This window comes from Williamsia sp. z71, from assembly GCF_059553375.1.
Map to the genome: position 1 here is coordinate 160,456 of NZ_JCANWX010000005.1, position 13,902 is coordinate 174,357.

Consider the following 13,902-nt stretch of genomic DNA (forward strand, 5'->3'; position numbering starts at 1 on the left):
GTATTAGCTCGCGAAGGGAACCGCGCCACGCAGGCCCGGGACGGAGGAAAAATGTCAGACACCATCACCACGCCCCCGATCGCCATGCAATTGACCACTGCTGACCGCTGTGATCGTTGCGGTGCCGCAGCACGAGTGCGCGCCACGCTCTCCACCGGTGGAGAGCTGCTGTTCTGCCGTCACCACTTCAACGAGCACGAAGCACGGCTTGTCGACATGGGTGCGACAGTGACATCCGAGGACGAGCTCGTCTAAGACAACAAAACAACAGCACTGCCGCGGATCACTCGAGTGATCCGCGGCAGTGCTGTTTTGCGGGGGGTTACCGCAGTGACGGCCGAGAGCCGGAGACCGCGCTCAGCGCCACTTGCGCAGCGCGTCGATCCGCTCCTGCAGTTGTTCAGCCGTGGCCATCGCGGTGGGTGGACCACCGAGTCGTTCCCGCAACTCGTTGTGCACCTGGCCGTGGGGCTTGCCGGTGCGGTGGTGATGCATGGCCACCAGGCTGTTGAGTTCTTTGCGCATGGCGGTGAGTTGCTTGCCCACCGACGGTGACCGCTCGACCGGCGGTGCCGGAGCCGGATCGGCGGTTCGGTTCTCGACCTGATTGGATTGCCGTTTACGGAGCAGGTCACGCACCTGGTCGGCGTCCAGGAGACCGGGCAGGCCCAGGTAGTCGGCCTCTTCGTCGCTGCCGGCGAACGTCGCGGTGCCGAAGGACGACCCATCGAAGATCACCTGATCCAGCTCGGCGTCGGCATGCAGGGACTCGAACCCCTTCTCGTCCTCGCCCGCTTCATCCTTCTGCTTGTTCGCGTCGTTGAGCAGCGCATCTTCGAGACCGTCGGATTCCCGGTGCGGCTTGCCCAGCACGTGATCGCGCTGCGCCTCGAGCTGGCTGGCCAACTGCAGCAGGACCGGCACCGACGGCAGGAACACGCTGGCGTTCTCCCCCGGCCGTCGCGACCGCACGAACCGGCCGATGGCCTGGGCGAAATACAGCGGGGTCGACGCGCTGGTGGCGTAGACACCGACCGCCAGACGCGGGACGTCGACGCCTTCGGACACCATCCGGACAGCAACCATCCACTCGTCCTTGGATTCGCTGAACGACGCGATCCGCCCGGACGCCTTCGGATCATCCGAGAGCACCAGCGTGGGCATCTTCCCTGTGATCGCCTGCAGCAGTTCCGCGTAGTCGCGCGCGACGGTCTGATCGGTGGCGATCACCAGGCCGCCGGCATCGGGCATGCCGGTGCTGCGCAGTTGCCTCAGACGCGTGTGAGCGGCCTGCAGGACGGCCGGGATCCAGTCGCCGTGCGGGTCGAGGGCGGTGCGCCAGGCGCGTGCGGTGTGTTCGGCGGACAGCGGTTCGCCCAGTCGGGCGGTGAACTCCTCGCCCGCACTGTTGCGCCAGCTCGCCTCACCCGAGTACGCCAGGAACACCACGGGGCGCACGACGCCGTCGGCCAGCGCGTCGGAGTAGCCGTAGGTGTAGTCGGCGACCGAACGGGCGCCGCCGCCCGGTTCGGGTTCGTACGTGATGAATGGGATGGGACTGTCGTCGGACCGGAAGGGCGTTCCGGTCAAGGACAACCGCCGGGTGGCGTCGGAGAAGGCCTCGCGGATCGCATCACCCCAGCTTTTCGCGTCACCGCCGTGGTGGATCTCGTCCAGGATCACCAGGGTCCGGCGGTTCTCGGTTCGGACACGATGTCGCGACGGGTGGGCCGCGACCTGGGCATAGGTCAGGACCACGCCGTTGAAGTCGGAGCTGGTCTGGCCCGCGGAGTTGCTGAAATTCGAATCCAGGGCGATGCCCGCCCGGGCGGCCGCGCCGGCCCACTGATGTTTCAGGTGTTCGGTGGGTGCGACCACCGTGATCTGGTCCACGGTACGGTCGGCCAGCAGTTCGGCGGCGATCCGCAGACCGAAGGTGGTCTTACCGGCACCCGGGGTGGCCACCGCCAGGAAATCCTTCGGCGCGGCCGACAGGTACTTGGTCAGCGCCCGTCGCTGCCAGGTCCGTAGCGACGACGCTGCCGGCGCCGGGGCCGGGGTGGTTGTCGATGGCTCGGAAACGGCTGTGGGTCGGGTCACGGCAGAGCACAACTCCTTGACGCAGTTGAGGTTTGAACAGTGGTGCACCGTTCGACGAAGTCGGACGAGTGCGCCTGGCGGTCGGTGTCGGCGACGAAGCGCTCGGCGAGCCCAGGCATCGGGGAATGCTACCGCGGATCGGCGGGCGATCGGGTGCAGGGCGGTGGCGGCGCGGCAACACGCATCGAATCCCAACTTCGGCAATGCTTGAGACCATCAGTGCATCAGCCGGGCCCGCCCCCGATTCCGTCCCCGAACCCACGCCGTCGACCCAGACCCGTGGTGATGACGCAGATAGACCCACGATTGCGGGGGTGACCAAGCGCCTGCCCTGGATGCTCTGGCGGACCATCACGAAGTCCTGGGATGACTCGATCTTTGCGATGGCAGCCCAGGCGGCGTTCTGGCAGACACTCTCGCTACCCCCGCTTCTCCTGGGATTACTGGGCACTGTGGGGTATATCGCAAATTGGTTCGGGCCCAACACCGAAGAGATCATCTCCGACCGGATCATCAGTTTTTCGGACCGAACCTTCAGCGCGAACGTCGTCGACGAGCTCATCCGGCCCACCGTCGACAACGTGTTGGTCAGCGGCCGCGCCGAGGTGATCTCGCTGGGCTTCCTGCTGTCCCTGTGGGCAGGGTCGTCGGCCATGGCGAGTTTTGTCGACTCGATCGTGATCGCACACGGCCAGCACAACGTGCGTCATCCGGTCACCCAACGGCTGTTCGCCCTGTGGCTGTACGTGTGTTTCCTGGTACTCGCCGTGCTGACCCTGCCGCTGGTCGCTCTCGGACCCACCTATGTGCGCGAGGTGATCCCGGACTCGTGGCACCCGGCGAGCACTGTGGCGATCGAGTACGGCTATTTCCCGGCCGTGGCGCTGTTGTTGATCGCGGGTCTGACCACGCTCTACCGCGTCGCACTCGCCAAACCACTGCCCTGGCATCGCCTGGTCTGCGGCGCGCTGCTGGCAGGGTTGGTGTTCTGGTGCGCCAGCGCGGTCCTGCGCTGGTATCTGACGGCCATCACCGCAACCGGGTACAGCTACGGTGCGCTGGCCACACCGATCGCGTTCCTGCTGTTCACGTTCTTCCTCGGTTTCGCGATCGTGGTGGGCGCCGAGTTCAACTCGGTCGTGCAGCAGCTGTGGCCCGCGAATCCCACCAAGATCGACCAGATGCGCGACTGGGTCTCACAGCAGACCAGCGACATCACCGATCAGTTCCGCAGCACTCCGCAATGGCTGCCGACGGGCCCGATCCAGAAGAAGCCCGACCCGGTCCGAAAGACCCGGGCCGACGATCAGGGCCCGCCGCCGCAGGTGTGAACGCGCCTCGCGCAGGTGGGACTCAGTCGCCCTTTTTCATCTTCGAGTAGATCTTCTTGCACTTCGGGCAGACCGGCGAACCCGGCTTGGCCGAACGCGTGACCGGGAACGTCTCACCGCAGAGCGCCACCACGATGTTGCCCATGACCGCACTTTCGACGATCTTGTCCTTCTTGACGTAGTGGAAGAACTTCGGTGTGTCGTCCTCCGTGGTTTCGTCGGTGGTGACGTCCGGCTTGTCGAGTGTCTGGGTATCCATGCCGTCAATTCTGCAACGACCTGGCCCGTCGGGCCAATATCGACCCGATGTGGCCGTCGGCGGGAACAAAGAGGATAGTAGAAATCGTGGGTTCGAAAGATCACGCGCCCGAAACGTTTCTCATCACCGAGGCACAGACCTCCCTGGAAGAACAACATCGCGCTCGCGTACGCAGATACCTGACGTTGATGGCTTTTCGCATTCCGGCACTGGTCATCGCGGGAATCGTCTATGCGACCACACAGAACGGGTTCCTGGCGCTCGGCGTGATCGTGCTGTCCATCCCCATTCCCTGGATCGCGGTACTGATGGCCAACGACCGGCCACCCCGATCCAAAGACGAAGTGCTCCATTACAAGTACAGCGGTCCGTATTCACGACAACTGACCGACGGCAACGATTTCCACGGAATCGATCGACGCAAAGAGTGACCATCACAGAACAAACGGCCGACCTGTACACCCAGGCCGACGGCCTACGCGAGGCTTTTCTGCGCGCCGACTACACCACCGATGGTGTGTTGCGCCTGCTCGGAGAACAGGCACATGCGGCCCTCGGTCGCGGCGAACCCGTCCCGGCCCGCCGAATCTGCGCCGACGGCGGTGAACTCGGCGTCCTGGTCCGCCTCCTCCTCCTCGGCGACACCTGTACAGAAGCGCAGGTCAGCGCCGCACTGCGGCCGGTGACGGTCGACGATGCGCTCCGGCACGGCATCGTCCGCCGTGACGATCGCGGGCTCTACGCAGCGATCGACCTGCGGCCCTTCGACTTCGGCGCGGGCAACCGGTGGCTGTTCTCCGACCTCGACGGCACGCTGCGCCGTCACAGCATCACCGAGGACCATGTCCTCGGTGTCGGCCACGCGTCGCTGTCACTGCTCCGGGCCACCCCCACCGAGCCGGTCGGCCGGCTTCTCGACGTCGGCACGGGATGCGGTGTGCAGGCCGTGCATGCCGCGGATTTCGCCGCACATCTCACCGCAACCGACATCACGGACCGATCGCTGGCCCTGACCCGCGCGGGCATGGCCATCAACGGCATCGCACCTTCGCGGTACTCGCTGCTCAAAGGGCCATGGTTCGGCCCGGTCGGTGGCCAGAAGTTCGATCAGATCGTCGCGAATCCTCCTTTCGTCGTGGGACCGCCGAAGGTGACACACACCTACCGCGACTCCGGTCTCGACCTCGACGGTGCCAGCGAGTTGATGTGCCGGACCGCACCGAACTTCCTGACCGAGGGGGGAACCGCCTCGATGCTCGCCTCCTGGGTCATCACCGGCGACGATTGGCGTGAGCGGATCGCGCAGTGGATCCCCGACCAGGGTGTCGATGCCTGGGTGGTGCAACGTGACGTCGCCGACCCGGCCCTGTACGTCGGCACCTGGCTGCGTGATGCCGGCCGCGATCCGCGTGACCCGGCATCGGCCAAGATGGCCGATGCGTGGCTGACTCACCTGCAGAAGGCCGGAGTCCGCGGTATCGGATTCGGCTTCGTGTTCCTGCGCCGCACCGATGAGCCCACCGACCTGCTCGCCGAAGAGCTGAGTCACTCCTTCGAGGATCCCCTGGGCGCCGAGGCCACCGACTACCTGCGTCGCGTTGCCTGGCTACGCAGTCACGACGTGGGTGACGAGCGATTCTCGGTCGCCGACGGCGTCGCTCTGGAACAGGTGTCGACGCTGGCGGCCGAAGGCGGCTGGGAGCGCATCGTCACCCGCATCCACCGGCCGGACGGTCCGCGGTGGAGCCACGAGATCGACCAGTTGGGGCAATCGCTGCTGGCCGGTCTCAACCCCGACGGATTGTCCCTGGACGAGGTGACCGAACTGCTCGCGGTGGCAACCGGCGAGGAGAACATCGATGCCGCGGCCGTGCACGAATTCGTCGAGGGTCTGATCCGCCACGGCATCGTCCTACCGGCCCGCTGGGACGGCCTGCGCCGGGAAACTTCAGTACACTCTCAGTAACTTCTCAGCCCGGTTCTCGAAAGACGCAGGTCACGGGGTTCACCTCGTGATCTCGATGAGGAACTATCTGCACCGGCCCCTCCGTTGAACAGTGTGAAAGCAACCGCACTTGAGGAGGCCGACATGTCCAGCCCCACCACCACCATCCGTCCGGCGATGACCGAACAGGACCTGGATGCGCAGAGCCCGGCCTCGGATTTGGTCCGTGTCTATCTGAACGGGATCGGCCGCACCGCGCTGCTCACCGCTGAACAAGAAGTCGAACTCGCCAAGCAGATCGAGGTCGGCCTCTACGCCAAGCATGTACTCGCCACGCGCAAGCGTCTGTCCGCGGTGAAGAAGAAGGATCTGGCCCAGCTGGTCCGTGAGGGTGAGTCGGCACGTGCCCACCTCCTCGAGGCCAACCTGCGCCTGGTTGTCTCCCTGGCCAAGCGCTACACCGGGCGCGGCATGCCGCTGCTCGACCTCATCCAGGAGGGCAACCTCGGGCTGATCCGCGCGATGGAGAAGTTCGACTACGCCAAGGGCTTCAAGTTCTCGACCTACGCCACCTGGTGGATCCGTCAGGCGATCACCCGCGGCATGGCTGATCAGAGCCGCACGATCCGGCTGCCCGTCCATCTCGTGGAGCAGGTCAACAAGCTGGCCCGCATCAAGCGTGAACTGCATCAGCAGCTCGGACGTGAGGCCACCGACGACGAGTTGTCGTCAGAATCAGGTATCCCGGCGGAGAAGATCGCCGACCTCCTCGATCACAGCCGCGACCCGGTGAGCCTGGACATGCCGGTCGGTAGCGACGAGGAGGCACCCCTGGGCGACTTCATCGAGGACGCCGAGGCGACCTCGGCCGAGAACGCCGTCATCGCCGGACTCCTGCACAGCGATGTGCGGTCGGTCCTGTCCACCCTCGACGAGCGGGAACAGCAGGTCATCCGCCTGCGCTTCGGCCTCGACGACGGTCAGCCGCGCACCCTTGACCAGATCGGCCGCATGTTCGGCCTGTCCCGCGAGCGGGTCCGCCAGATCGAGCGCGAGGTCATGTCGAAGCTCCGTCAGGGTGAGCGGGCCGAGCGTCTGCGCGCCTACGCCAGCTGAGACACACATACGTTCATCGCGTAGATCAGCCGCCACCAGACATCGTCGGTGGCGGCTGATCGCTGTTCGGACCCGGCCAGGGACCGGAACCGAGACCAGTCCCGTCCCGTCAGAGCCGGCGCGGTCCGGAATCGTGTTTGGCCGGTACCGGCCCGACGGTCATCCGGGCGGACAGCACGGCAACGCCGCCGGGGGTGGCGTGGATCGGATCGCACACCACTTCACGCGTTTCGGGTATGTCGTCGACCAGCGCCGAGATCCTGGTCACCAGATCGATCAGGGCCTCCTTGTCGACCGGTTCGGATCCGCCGTACCCCGACAACAGCGGCGCCGACCGCGGCGCCTCGATGAGATCGGCGGCGTCGGCTTCGGTCAACGGCAGCGCCCGGTAGGCCCGGTCCCCCAGCAGATCACTGGTCACGCCCGCGAGTCCGAACGACATCAGTGAACCGAAGGATGGATCGTCGCGGACCCGGATGACGGTGCTGATGCCCTTGGGCGCCATCTTCTGCACGTGCAGCCGGGACTCCCCGGTGACCTCCCGCAGTTCGACCATCGCGAGTTCGACGGCATGTTGATCCGGCAGGTCCAGCCGGGCACCCTCGCGGTCGGCTCGCCCCCGCCACACCGAGGAGAACGCCTTGACCGCCACCGGATAGCCGAGCTCATTTGCCGCCGCGACACCTTCGTCGACCGTACTGACTTCCCGGAACGGCACGATCTCGATTCCGTAGCAGCGCAACACCTCCGCGGTCAGCTGATCGTCGAGATCGATGACCGCGCCGCCGGCCCTCTCCACCGCTTCGCGAACCAGTCGCCGGGCCAGGTCGGGATCGACGTCAACCGGGCGCCGGACCTGTGATGCCGGCCGCGAACGCCACTGCGCGTACCGCCAGGCGTGACCCAGCGCTTCGGCGGCCCGCTCCGGACTCGGGTAGGACGGGATCGAGCCACGCGCCGGGGTGCCGTACGGCCCCAGGACCGTCAGATGCTGCGGAATGCCTTCCACCGCAAGGAATGTGGTGACCACCGGTTTGTCGGAACCGGACATCCCGGTCATCAGTGCTTGCGCGTACCGGTCGACGCTGATCGCGACCGGCGGCACGAACACCGCGATGAGTGCATCGACATCCTCGTCGGCGGCCGCGGTGCGGACCGCTTCCTCGAAGGTCTCCGGAGAGGCTCCCGGCCCGAGATCGACGCGCTGCACGACCTGCAGCCCGAAGTGACTACCCGCCTCCTGCGCCAGCACACCGAGGGCCGTCGAGTTGCCGACGATGCTCACCCGCGGCCCCCGCGGCAGCGGCTGATAGGCGAAGACCGTTGCGCAGTCGAAGAGTTGACCGATGGTGCTGACCTGGATGACACCGGCCTGGGCCAGCAGGGCCCGGGTACTGGCGTCGTCGAGCGAATGATCGGCGGCCGCCATCGCCGGCGGCACCGCCCCGCGGCCGGACTTCACCGCCACCACCGGCTTGCCGCTGGCGACCCGGCGCGCGAGTCTGGTGAACTTGCGCGGGTTACCGAAACTCTCGAGGTACAGCAGCACCACCTCGGTCTCGGGATCGGTGTCCCAGTACTGCAGCAGGTCGTTACCCGACACGTCGGCGCGGTTGCCGGCCGAGACGAACGTCGACAGGCCCAGCTGCCGGCGGGCCGCGGTGTCGAGGATCGCGATGCCCAGAGCGCCTGACTGACAGAAGAATCCGACCGCACCGCGACCGGGCACGTGGGGGGCGAGCGTGGCGTTGAGGGAGATGGCCGGATCGGTGTTGACCACGCCCAGCGCGTTGGGGCCGACCAGTCGCATCCCGTGTTCCCGGACCGATTCGACCAGCCGACGTTCCGAGGCGAGCCCGGAATCGCTGGTGTCACCGAACCCGGCGGAGAGCACCAGCATCGTCTTGACGCCCTTGTGCAGACAATCGTCGAGCACCTCTTCGACGGCGTCGGCCGGGACCGCCACGATCGCCAGATCCACCGGGTCGGGGATGTCCCGCACCGTGGAGTAGGCCCGGATGCCGCGGACCGCACGGTGTTCGGAGTTGACCGGGAATACCGGACCGGTGAATCCCCCGGCGATCACATTGGCCAGCACCGCATTTCCCACCTTGAGCCGGTCCACCGAGGCACCGATCACCGCGACCGATCCCGGACGCAGCAGATTGGCGACACTGCGTGCCTCGGACGCCCGTTCCCGGGCGTTGCGCACCGACAACAGCGCTTCGGTGGGGTCGATGGTGAACTCGACGTGGATGGTGCTGCCGTCGAAGCTGCGGCGCAGCTGATATCCGGCGTCGCGGAACACCGCGACCATGTTCGGGTTCTCCGCGAGGACCTCCGCCTCGAACTTCTCGAATCCGCATTCGGCGGCCGCACCCGCGAGATGTTCGAGCAGCACCGGACCGAGGCCACGGCCCTGATGCTCGTCGGCGACGACGAACGCGACCTCGGCCGTGGTGGGCTTGCCGCTCGCCGCCAGACCTTCATAGATCCCGATGGCGATGATCTCGCCGCCGAGGACACCGACGAACGCCACCCGTGAGTAGTGGTCCACGGTGGTCATCCGGGCGAGTTCACGGGCCGGGATGTGCGGAAAAGGGCCGAAATACCGTAGGTAGCGGGTCCGCTCGGACAACCCCGAATGGAACCGGACCAGGGCGTCCGCGTCCTCCGGGACGATCGGCCGCAGATGGACCACCCCGCCGTCGCTGGCCAGGACATCAGCGATCCAGTGGCGGGGGAAGTCGTGGGGCCCACGCTGATCCGGCCGGATGTTCTCGGTCGCCGGTTCGCTGATCTGCAAATTGTCAGTCACGGGGATCCTCCGGGTCGAGACCGCACATCGGGTACACAGCTCGACGCGTTGCCATGATGGTGGCGTCGAGGCGGGTCTGCGCCGCCTCGGTGACGCCCTCCATCAAGGGGCCGCCGCCGTCACCGTTCCAGGGTAGGTAGTCCAGGTCGCCACCGTCGGTCATGGTGGGTGCCGGATCACCGCGGAGTGACTCGTCGAGCAACTGCGATTCGACTTTGGCTGCCTCGCGCCAACTTTCATCGATGATCGTATCGGGTGCGATGTCGTTGCCGGTGACCGCCGCGATCAGATGGGTCCAGCTGCGCGGCACCACATCGACGATGCCGTAACCGCCACCACCGACCGCGAGCCAGCGGCCCTCACAGTATTTGTCGGCAAGATCACGCATCGCCAGGATCGCAGCGCGCTGGCCGTCGACCGTGAGCGAGAGGTCCGTCAGCGGGTCGCGCACGTGGCTGTCGGCGCCACACTGACTGACGATGATCTGTGGACGGAACTGGTCGATCATGGCCGGCACGATCGCATTGAAGGACCGCAGCCAGAGTTTGTCGTTGGTTTCCGGCATCAGGGCGATGTTCACCGCGGTCCCCCGCGCGTCCTTCTCACCCACCTCTTCGGGCCATCCGGTGGCGGGCCAGAGGGTGGCCGGGTGCTGGTGCAGCGACACGGTCAGGACCCGCGGATCGGCGGCGAACACCTTCTGCACCCCGTCACCGTGGTGGGCGTCGATGTCGATGTAGGCGATCCGGTCGTAGCCCTGGTCCAGGAGCCAGCGGATCGCGACCGCACAGTCGTTGTAGATGCAGAAGCCTGCCGCGTGTCCGGGCATCGCATGATGCATGCCACCGCCGATGTTGACCGCGCGCGTGACCGAGCCGGACGCGATCGCCGCCGCGGCCGCCATCGTTCCGCCGACCAGCACTCCGGCGGCCTCATGCATCCCCTCGAAGGCCGGGTTGTCGGCACTGCCGAGGCCGAACAACCGTTCCAGCAGGTGCGCGGCGCCCTTGGTGTGGTCATCGATGTTCGATGCGGCCCGGACCGCATCGAGGTAGGACGAGGTGTGGACGGTCTGCAGCAGCCGGTCGTCGACCGGCATCGGCGCACTGGTCTCGACACCGTCGAGCACCCCCAGTGACCGCGACAGTGACATGGTCAGCGCCAGCCGGACCGGGTTCATCGGGTGCGCGGGGGTCCACCGGTAGCGCAGGAAATCGTCGCTCCAGATCACTGCCGCAGACCCGGGATTCGACGTATGTGACCGAGTGCTCATGGATTGAGCCTAGTGTCCTGGTCGACACCGCATGCGTATGTGACCCACGACCCCCCGCAGGAGTACGGACTTGACCCTTCCGGGCGGGTAACCTGGGTCAAGACGAAAGGGATGGAGATCGTGAACGAACTGATCGATACGACTGAGATGTATCTCCGGACGATCTACGACCTCGAAGAAGAAGGCATTGTTCCCCTTCGGGCGCGGATCGCCGAACGGCTAGAGCAGAGCGGACCGACCGTGTCACAAACCGTAGCGCGGATGGAGCGCGACGGCCTGGTACTCGTGGCCGGCGACCGACACCTCGAGCTCACCGACAAGGGCCGCAACCTGGCCACGTCCGTGATGCGCAAACACCGCCTGGCCGAACGGCTCCTGGTCGATGTCATCGGGATGCCATGGGAAGACGTGCATGCCGAGGCCTGCCGCTGGGAGCACGTGATGAGCGAGAACGTCGAGCGCAGGCTGCTCGAGGTCCTCGACCACCCGACCACCTCACCGTACGGAAACCCGATTCCGGGGCTGGAATTGCTGGGTTACTCCCCCAACAACGCACCTACCGCGATGACCCGGATCTCCGAATTGCCGCAGGGCGAACCGGTTGCGGTGATCGTGCGCAGGCTGTCCGAGCACGCCCAGGCCGACCCCGAATTGATCAGTGCCCTCCAGGAAGCGGGCGTCGTTCCGAGCGCTCGCGTCAACGTCACGGTGCTGCCGGACTCCATCGTGGTGAGCACCCCGGGTCATTCCGGGCTCGAACTCTCCGAAGAGATGGCACATTCCGTCCAGGTCGAGAAAGTCTGATACCAGACCTCAATGAAACTCCTTGTCACCGGCGGAGCCGGGTATGTGGGTAGCGTCTGCGCGCGTGTCCTGATCGAGCACGGTCACGACGTGACCATCATCGACAATCTGTCCACCGGCAATGCCGATGCCCTCCCCGCGGACGCCGCCTTCGTCGAGGGCAACGTCCGCGATGTCGCCGCCGGCGTCCTGACCGGACAGTCCTTCGACGGTGTCCTGCATTTCGCCGCCCAGTCACTGGTCGGCGAATCCGTCGAACAGCCCGAGAAGTACTGGTACGGCAACGTTGTCGAGTCGCTCGCGCTGCTCGAGGCGATCCGGATATCGGGTACACCGCGGCTGGTCTTCTCCTCCACCGCCGCCACGTACGGCGAGCCGGAGTCGGTCCCGATCCTGGAATCGGCGCCGACCCGTCCCACCAATCCCTACGGTGCCACCAAGTTGGCCATCGACCATGCGATCACGTCCTACGCGCACGCCCACGGCCTCGCCGCGACGAGTCTGCGGTACTTCAACGTCGCCGGAGCCTACGGTGGCGCCGGCGAGAACCGGGTCATCGAAACGCATCTGATCCCGCTGATCCTGCAGGTGGCGCTCGGTCACCGTGAGCACATCAAGATGTTCGGCACCGATTACCCGACCGACGACGGCACAGCCGTCCGCGACTACATCCACGTCCAAGACCTCGCAGCTGCCCACGTGCTGGCCCTCGAATCGGCTGTCGCCGGCCGCCACGAGATCTTCAACCTCGGCAGCGGCACGGGTTTCTCTGTGCGACAGGTCATCTCGGCGGTCGAAGAGGTCACCGGCCGAAAGATCGATGTGGTGGATGCGCCGCGGCGGGCCGGAGATCCGGCGGTGCTGATCGCCTCGAGCGACAAGGCCATCGCCGAACTCGGCTGGTACCCGGAGAAAACCGATCTCTCGGTGATCGTGGCCGACGCCTGGGACTACACCCGATCGCTCGGCGCGCGCGCCCACTCGACGGTCTGATCAGGCCGCCGGGCGCATCACCGGTCCGGGCAGCTCCACACCCAGCGACCGGGCAACAAGATAACCCGTCTGGGCACAGTCACCGATCACATGCGGCGGTATTCCCTGATTCAGCGCGTCGCTGTACAACGACGCCATCGAATACCCCGGACTCGCCTCGAGCGCATGGTCGAACGCGACCCCTGCCATAGCGCCGTTGCCGTGCACGTAATGCACGAATCCGAGGAGGGTCGCCGCGGCCGCCTGCCCGCGGCCGCGCAGCCGGCGGCAGAGTGTGGCCCACATCTGCTCGGCTTCGATCCACTTATCGGTGACCGCCAGGGCCATCAGCGCGTCGCGGACACAGAGTTCACGTAGCGCCTTGTCGAGGATCTTCAATTCGTCACAGCTCAGAGCACCGGTGTCACCGCGGCGGATCAGTGACAGTGCGAACTCGAGATCTCGTCGTTCCTGCAGGCGACGCATGTGATCGATCACCACATCCAGCGGGGTTCGGTGCTCGCCGAAAGCCTCGACGCATTCCTCCAGTACCCACTGGTCGATGAAGCTCTGGTCCACCGACCCCGTCTCGCCGGCGATCGTCATCCCTCTCCGTCCGACCCGGTCGGCCGCGAGGTCGCGGTAGGCGAGGTCGTCTGCCGCCGACACCATGTGAGCATCACAGGCGTCATCGCCGCAGTGCGGTAGCGGGGCCAGATGTTCGACCATCTCACTGCGGGTCTTCAACACCCGCCGACCCTTGCTGACCGCACGTGCCACGGCAACGGGACTGATCAGCGGGTCTCCCAACAGGCCCGACTCCGGTCCCGAATACACCTGCATCCCAGGCCATTCGCCGTGCGACCGGTTGTCCCACACGGTGTGCCATTCCAGGCCGACAGCGATCGCGGCTGTGGCGAAGGCTCCGTTCAGCCCGCCGGTGGCCGACAGGTGACGGTGGATGACCGCGGCCAGCCGCCGGTACTCGTCGGAGTCGGCCGGATAGGTGTCGTCGACGATGACCGCCACCACTCGGACCACCTCGTACGACTCGCAGACCGCGGCCAGGTGTTCGATCACGCCGAGCATCGCGGGGGTGGGTAGTCCGGCATCGTCGAACGCCAGATCGTGGCGCATCGTGGTGCCGATCTCGGTTCCGTCACCGTCGAAGGTGATCAGGATCAGTGACCGCTGTGGGATGAAGCCGAGTAGAGCCGGAACCGCTGTGATCAATGCGCCCGGACCGGAGACCGAAGTTGTGTATTCATCAGATGTCATGTGGTG

At 66.1% G+C, this 13,902-nt stretch carries 12 protein-coding genes; 7 read left to right on the top strand and 5 right to left on the bottom strand.

Annotated elements, in window-relative coordinates; genetic code table 11:
- The first annotated feature begins 51 nt into the window (after window positions 1–51).
- The gene (locus AC51GR_RS13790; RefSeq protein ID WP_482139250.1) at window positions 52–255 is read left to right on the top strand and encodes a DUF7455 domain-containing protein; all 204 of its coding nucleotides are present in this window, start codon (window positions 52–54) and stop codon (window positions 253–255) included.
- A 102-nt stretch (window positions 256–357) separates the two neighbouring features.
- On the opposite strand, the gene AC51GR_RS13795 is transcribed toward AC51GR_RS13790, so the two are convergent.
- Window positions 358–2,100, bottom strand: a complete 1,743-nt coding sequence (locus AC51GR_RS13795) for a DEAD/DEAH box helicase (RefSeq protein WP_496325204.1) — start codon at window positions 2,098–2,100, stop codon at window positions 358–360.
- 314 nt (window positions 2,101–2,414) lie between these two features.
- On the opposite strand from AC51GR_RS13795, the gene AC51GR_RS13800 reads away from it, so the two are divergent.
- Window positions 2,415–3,431, top strand: coding sequence for a YihY/virulence factor BrkB family protein (locus AC51GR_RS13800; protein WP_496325205.1), 1,017 nt, complete (start codon window positions 2,415–2,417; stop codon window positions 3,429–3,431).
- Between the two features lie 22 nt (window positions 3,432–3,453).
- Here AC51GR_RS13800 and AC51GR_RS13805 read toward each other — a convergent pair whose 3' ends face one another.
- Entirely contained in the window at window positions 3,454–3,690 is a 237-nt protein-coding gene (locus AC51GR_RS13805) for a DUF3039 domain-containing protein (RefSeq protein WP_496325206.1), read from the bottom strand.
- A 47-nt stretch (window positions 3,691–3,737) separates the two neighbouring features.
- Here AC51GR_RS13805 and AC51GR_RS13810 point away from each other — a divergent pair, with 47 nt between their 5' ends.
- The 3 genes from AC51GR_RS13810 (at window position 3,738) to AC51GR_RS13820 (ending at window position 6,751) form a co-directional block, all read left to right on the top strand.
- Complete coding sequence (locus AC51GR_RS13810; RefSeq protein ID WP_496325207.1) at window positions 3,738–4,121, top strand: DUF3099 domain-containing protein; 384 nt, start codon at window positions 3,738–3,740, stop codon at window positions 4,119–4,121.
- Window positions 4,118–5,656: a DUF7782 domain-containing protein gene (locus tag AC51GR_RS13815; protein WP_496325208.1), complete on the top strand. Its 1,539-nt coding sequence runs from the start codon at window positions 4,118–4,120 to the stop codon at window positions 5,654–5,656. Before AC51GR_RS13810 ends, AC51GR_RS13815 begins: the two co-directional genes overlap by 4 nt.
- A 123-nt stretch (window positions 5,657–5,779) precedes the next feature.
- Window positions 5,780–6,751 (top strand): sigma-70 family RNA polymerase sigma factor, encoded by a 972-nt coding sequence (locus AC51GR_RS13820; RefSeq protein WP_496325209.1) that lies wholly within the window; start codon window positions 5,780–5,782, stop codon window positions 6,749–6,751.
- 109 nt (window positions 6,752–6,860) lie between these two features.
- On the opposite strand, the gene AC51GR_RS13825 is transcribed toward AC51GR_RS13820, so the two are convergent.
- Together AC51GR_RS13825 and AC51GR_RS13830 are read right to left on the bottom strand one after the other, a co-directional pair.
- Window positions 6,861–9,569 (bottom strand): bifunctional acetate--CoA ligase family protein/GNAT family N-acetyltransferase, encoded by a 2,709-nt coding sequence (locus AC51GR_RS13825; protein WP_496325210.1) that lies wholly within the window; start codon window positions 9,567–9,569, stop codon window positions 6,861–6,863.
- Window positions 9,562–10,842: an acetoin utilization protein AcuC gene (locus AC51GR_RS13830; protein WP_496325211.1), complete on the bottom strand. Its 1,281-nt coding sequence runs from the start codon at window positions 10,840–10,842 to the stop codon at window positions 9,562–9,564. The genes AC51GR_RS13825 and AC51GR_RS13830 overlap by 8 nt, the downstream gene beginning before the upstream one ends.
- A gap of 120 nt (window positions 10,843–10,962) precedes the next feature.
- Here AC51GR_RS13830 and AC51GR_RS13835 point away from each other — a divergent pair, with 120 nt between their 5' ends.
- Window positions 10,963–11,646 carry an iron-dependent transcriptional repressor DtxR gene (locus AC51GR_RS13835; protein ID WP_496325212.1) on the top strand — a complete coding sequence of 228 codons (684 nt, stop codon included), beginning with the start codon at window positions 10,963–10,965 and terminating at the stop codon, window positions 11,644–11,646.
- Window positions 11,647–11,658: 12 nt separating this feature from the next.
- Window positions 11,659–12,639: a UDP-glucose 4-epimerase GalE gene (gene galE / locus AC51GR_RS13840; RefSeq protein ID WP_496325213.1), complete on the top strand. Its 981-nt coding sequence runs from the start codon at window positions 11,659–11,661 to the stop codon at window positions 12,637–12,639.
- Here the strand turns inward: galE and AC51GR_RS13845 are convergent, their stop codons facing one another.
- Entirely contained in the window at window positions 12,640–13,896 is a 1,257-nt protein-coding gene (locus AC51GR_RS13845; protein WP_496325214.1) for a DUF4192 domain-containing protein, read from the bottom strand. It abuts the gene before it with no gap.
- Window positions 13,897–13,902 lie beyond the last annotated feature (6 nt).

Excerpts from the sequence above, each read along its gene's own strand:
- AC51GR_RS13790 (WP_482139250.1), top strand. The coding sequence starts at position 52 with ATGTCAGACACCATCACCACGCCCCCGATCGCCATGCAATTGACCACT.
- AC51GR_RS13805 (WP_496325206.1), bottom strand. The coding sequence starts at position 3,690 with ATGGATACCCAGACACTCGACAAGCCGGACGTCACCACCGACGAAACC.
- AC51GR_RS13810 (WP_496325207.1), top strand. The coding sequence starts at position 3,738 with ATGTGGCCGTCGGCGGGAACAAAGAGGATAGTAGAAATCGTGGGTTCG.
- AC51GR_RS13820 (WP_496325209.1), top strand. The coding sequence starts at position 5,780 with ATGTCCAGCCCCACCACCACCATCCGTCCGGCGATGACCGAACAGGAC.
- AC51GR_RS13830 (WP_496325211.1), bottom strand. The coding sequence starts at position 10,842 with ATGAGCACTCGGTCACATACGTCGAATCCCGGGTCTGCGGCAGTGATC.
- galE (WP_496325213.1), top strand. The coding sequence starts at position 11,659 with ATGAAACTCCTTGTCACCGGCGGAGCCGGGTATGTGGGTAGCGTCTGC.
- AC51GR_RS13845 (WP_496325214.1), bottom strand. The coding sequence starts at position 13,896 with ATGACATCTGATGAATACACAACTTCGGTCTCCGGTCCGGGCGCATTG.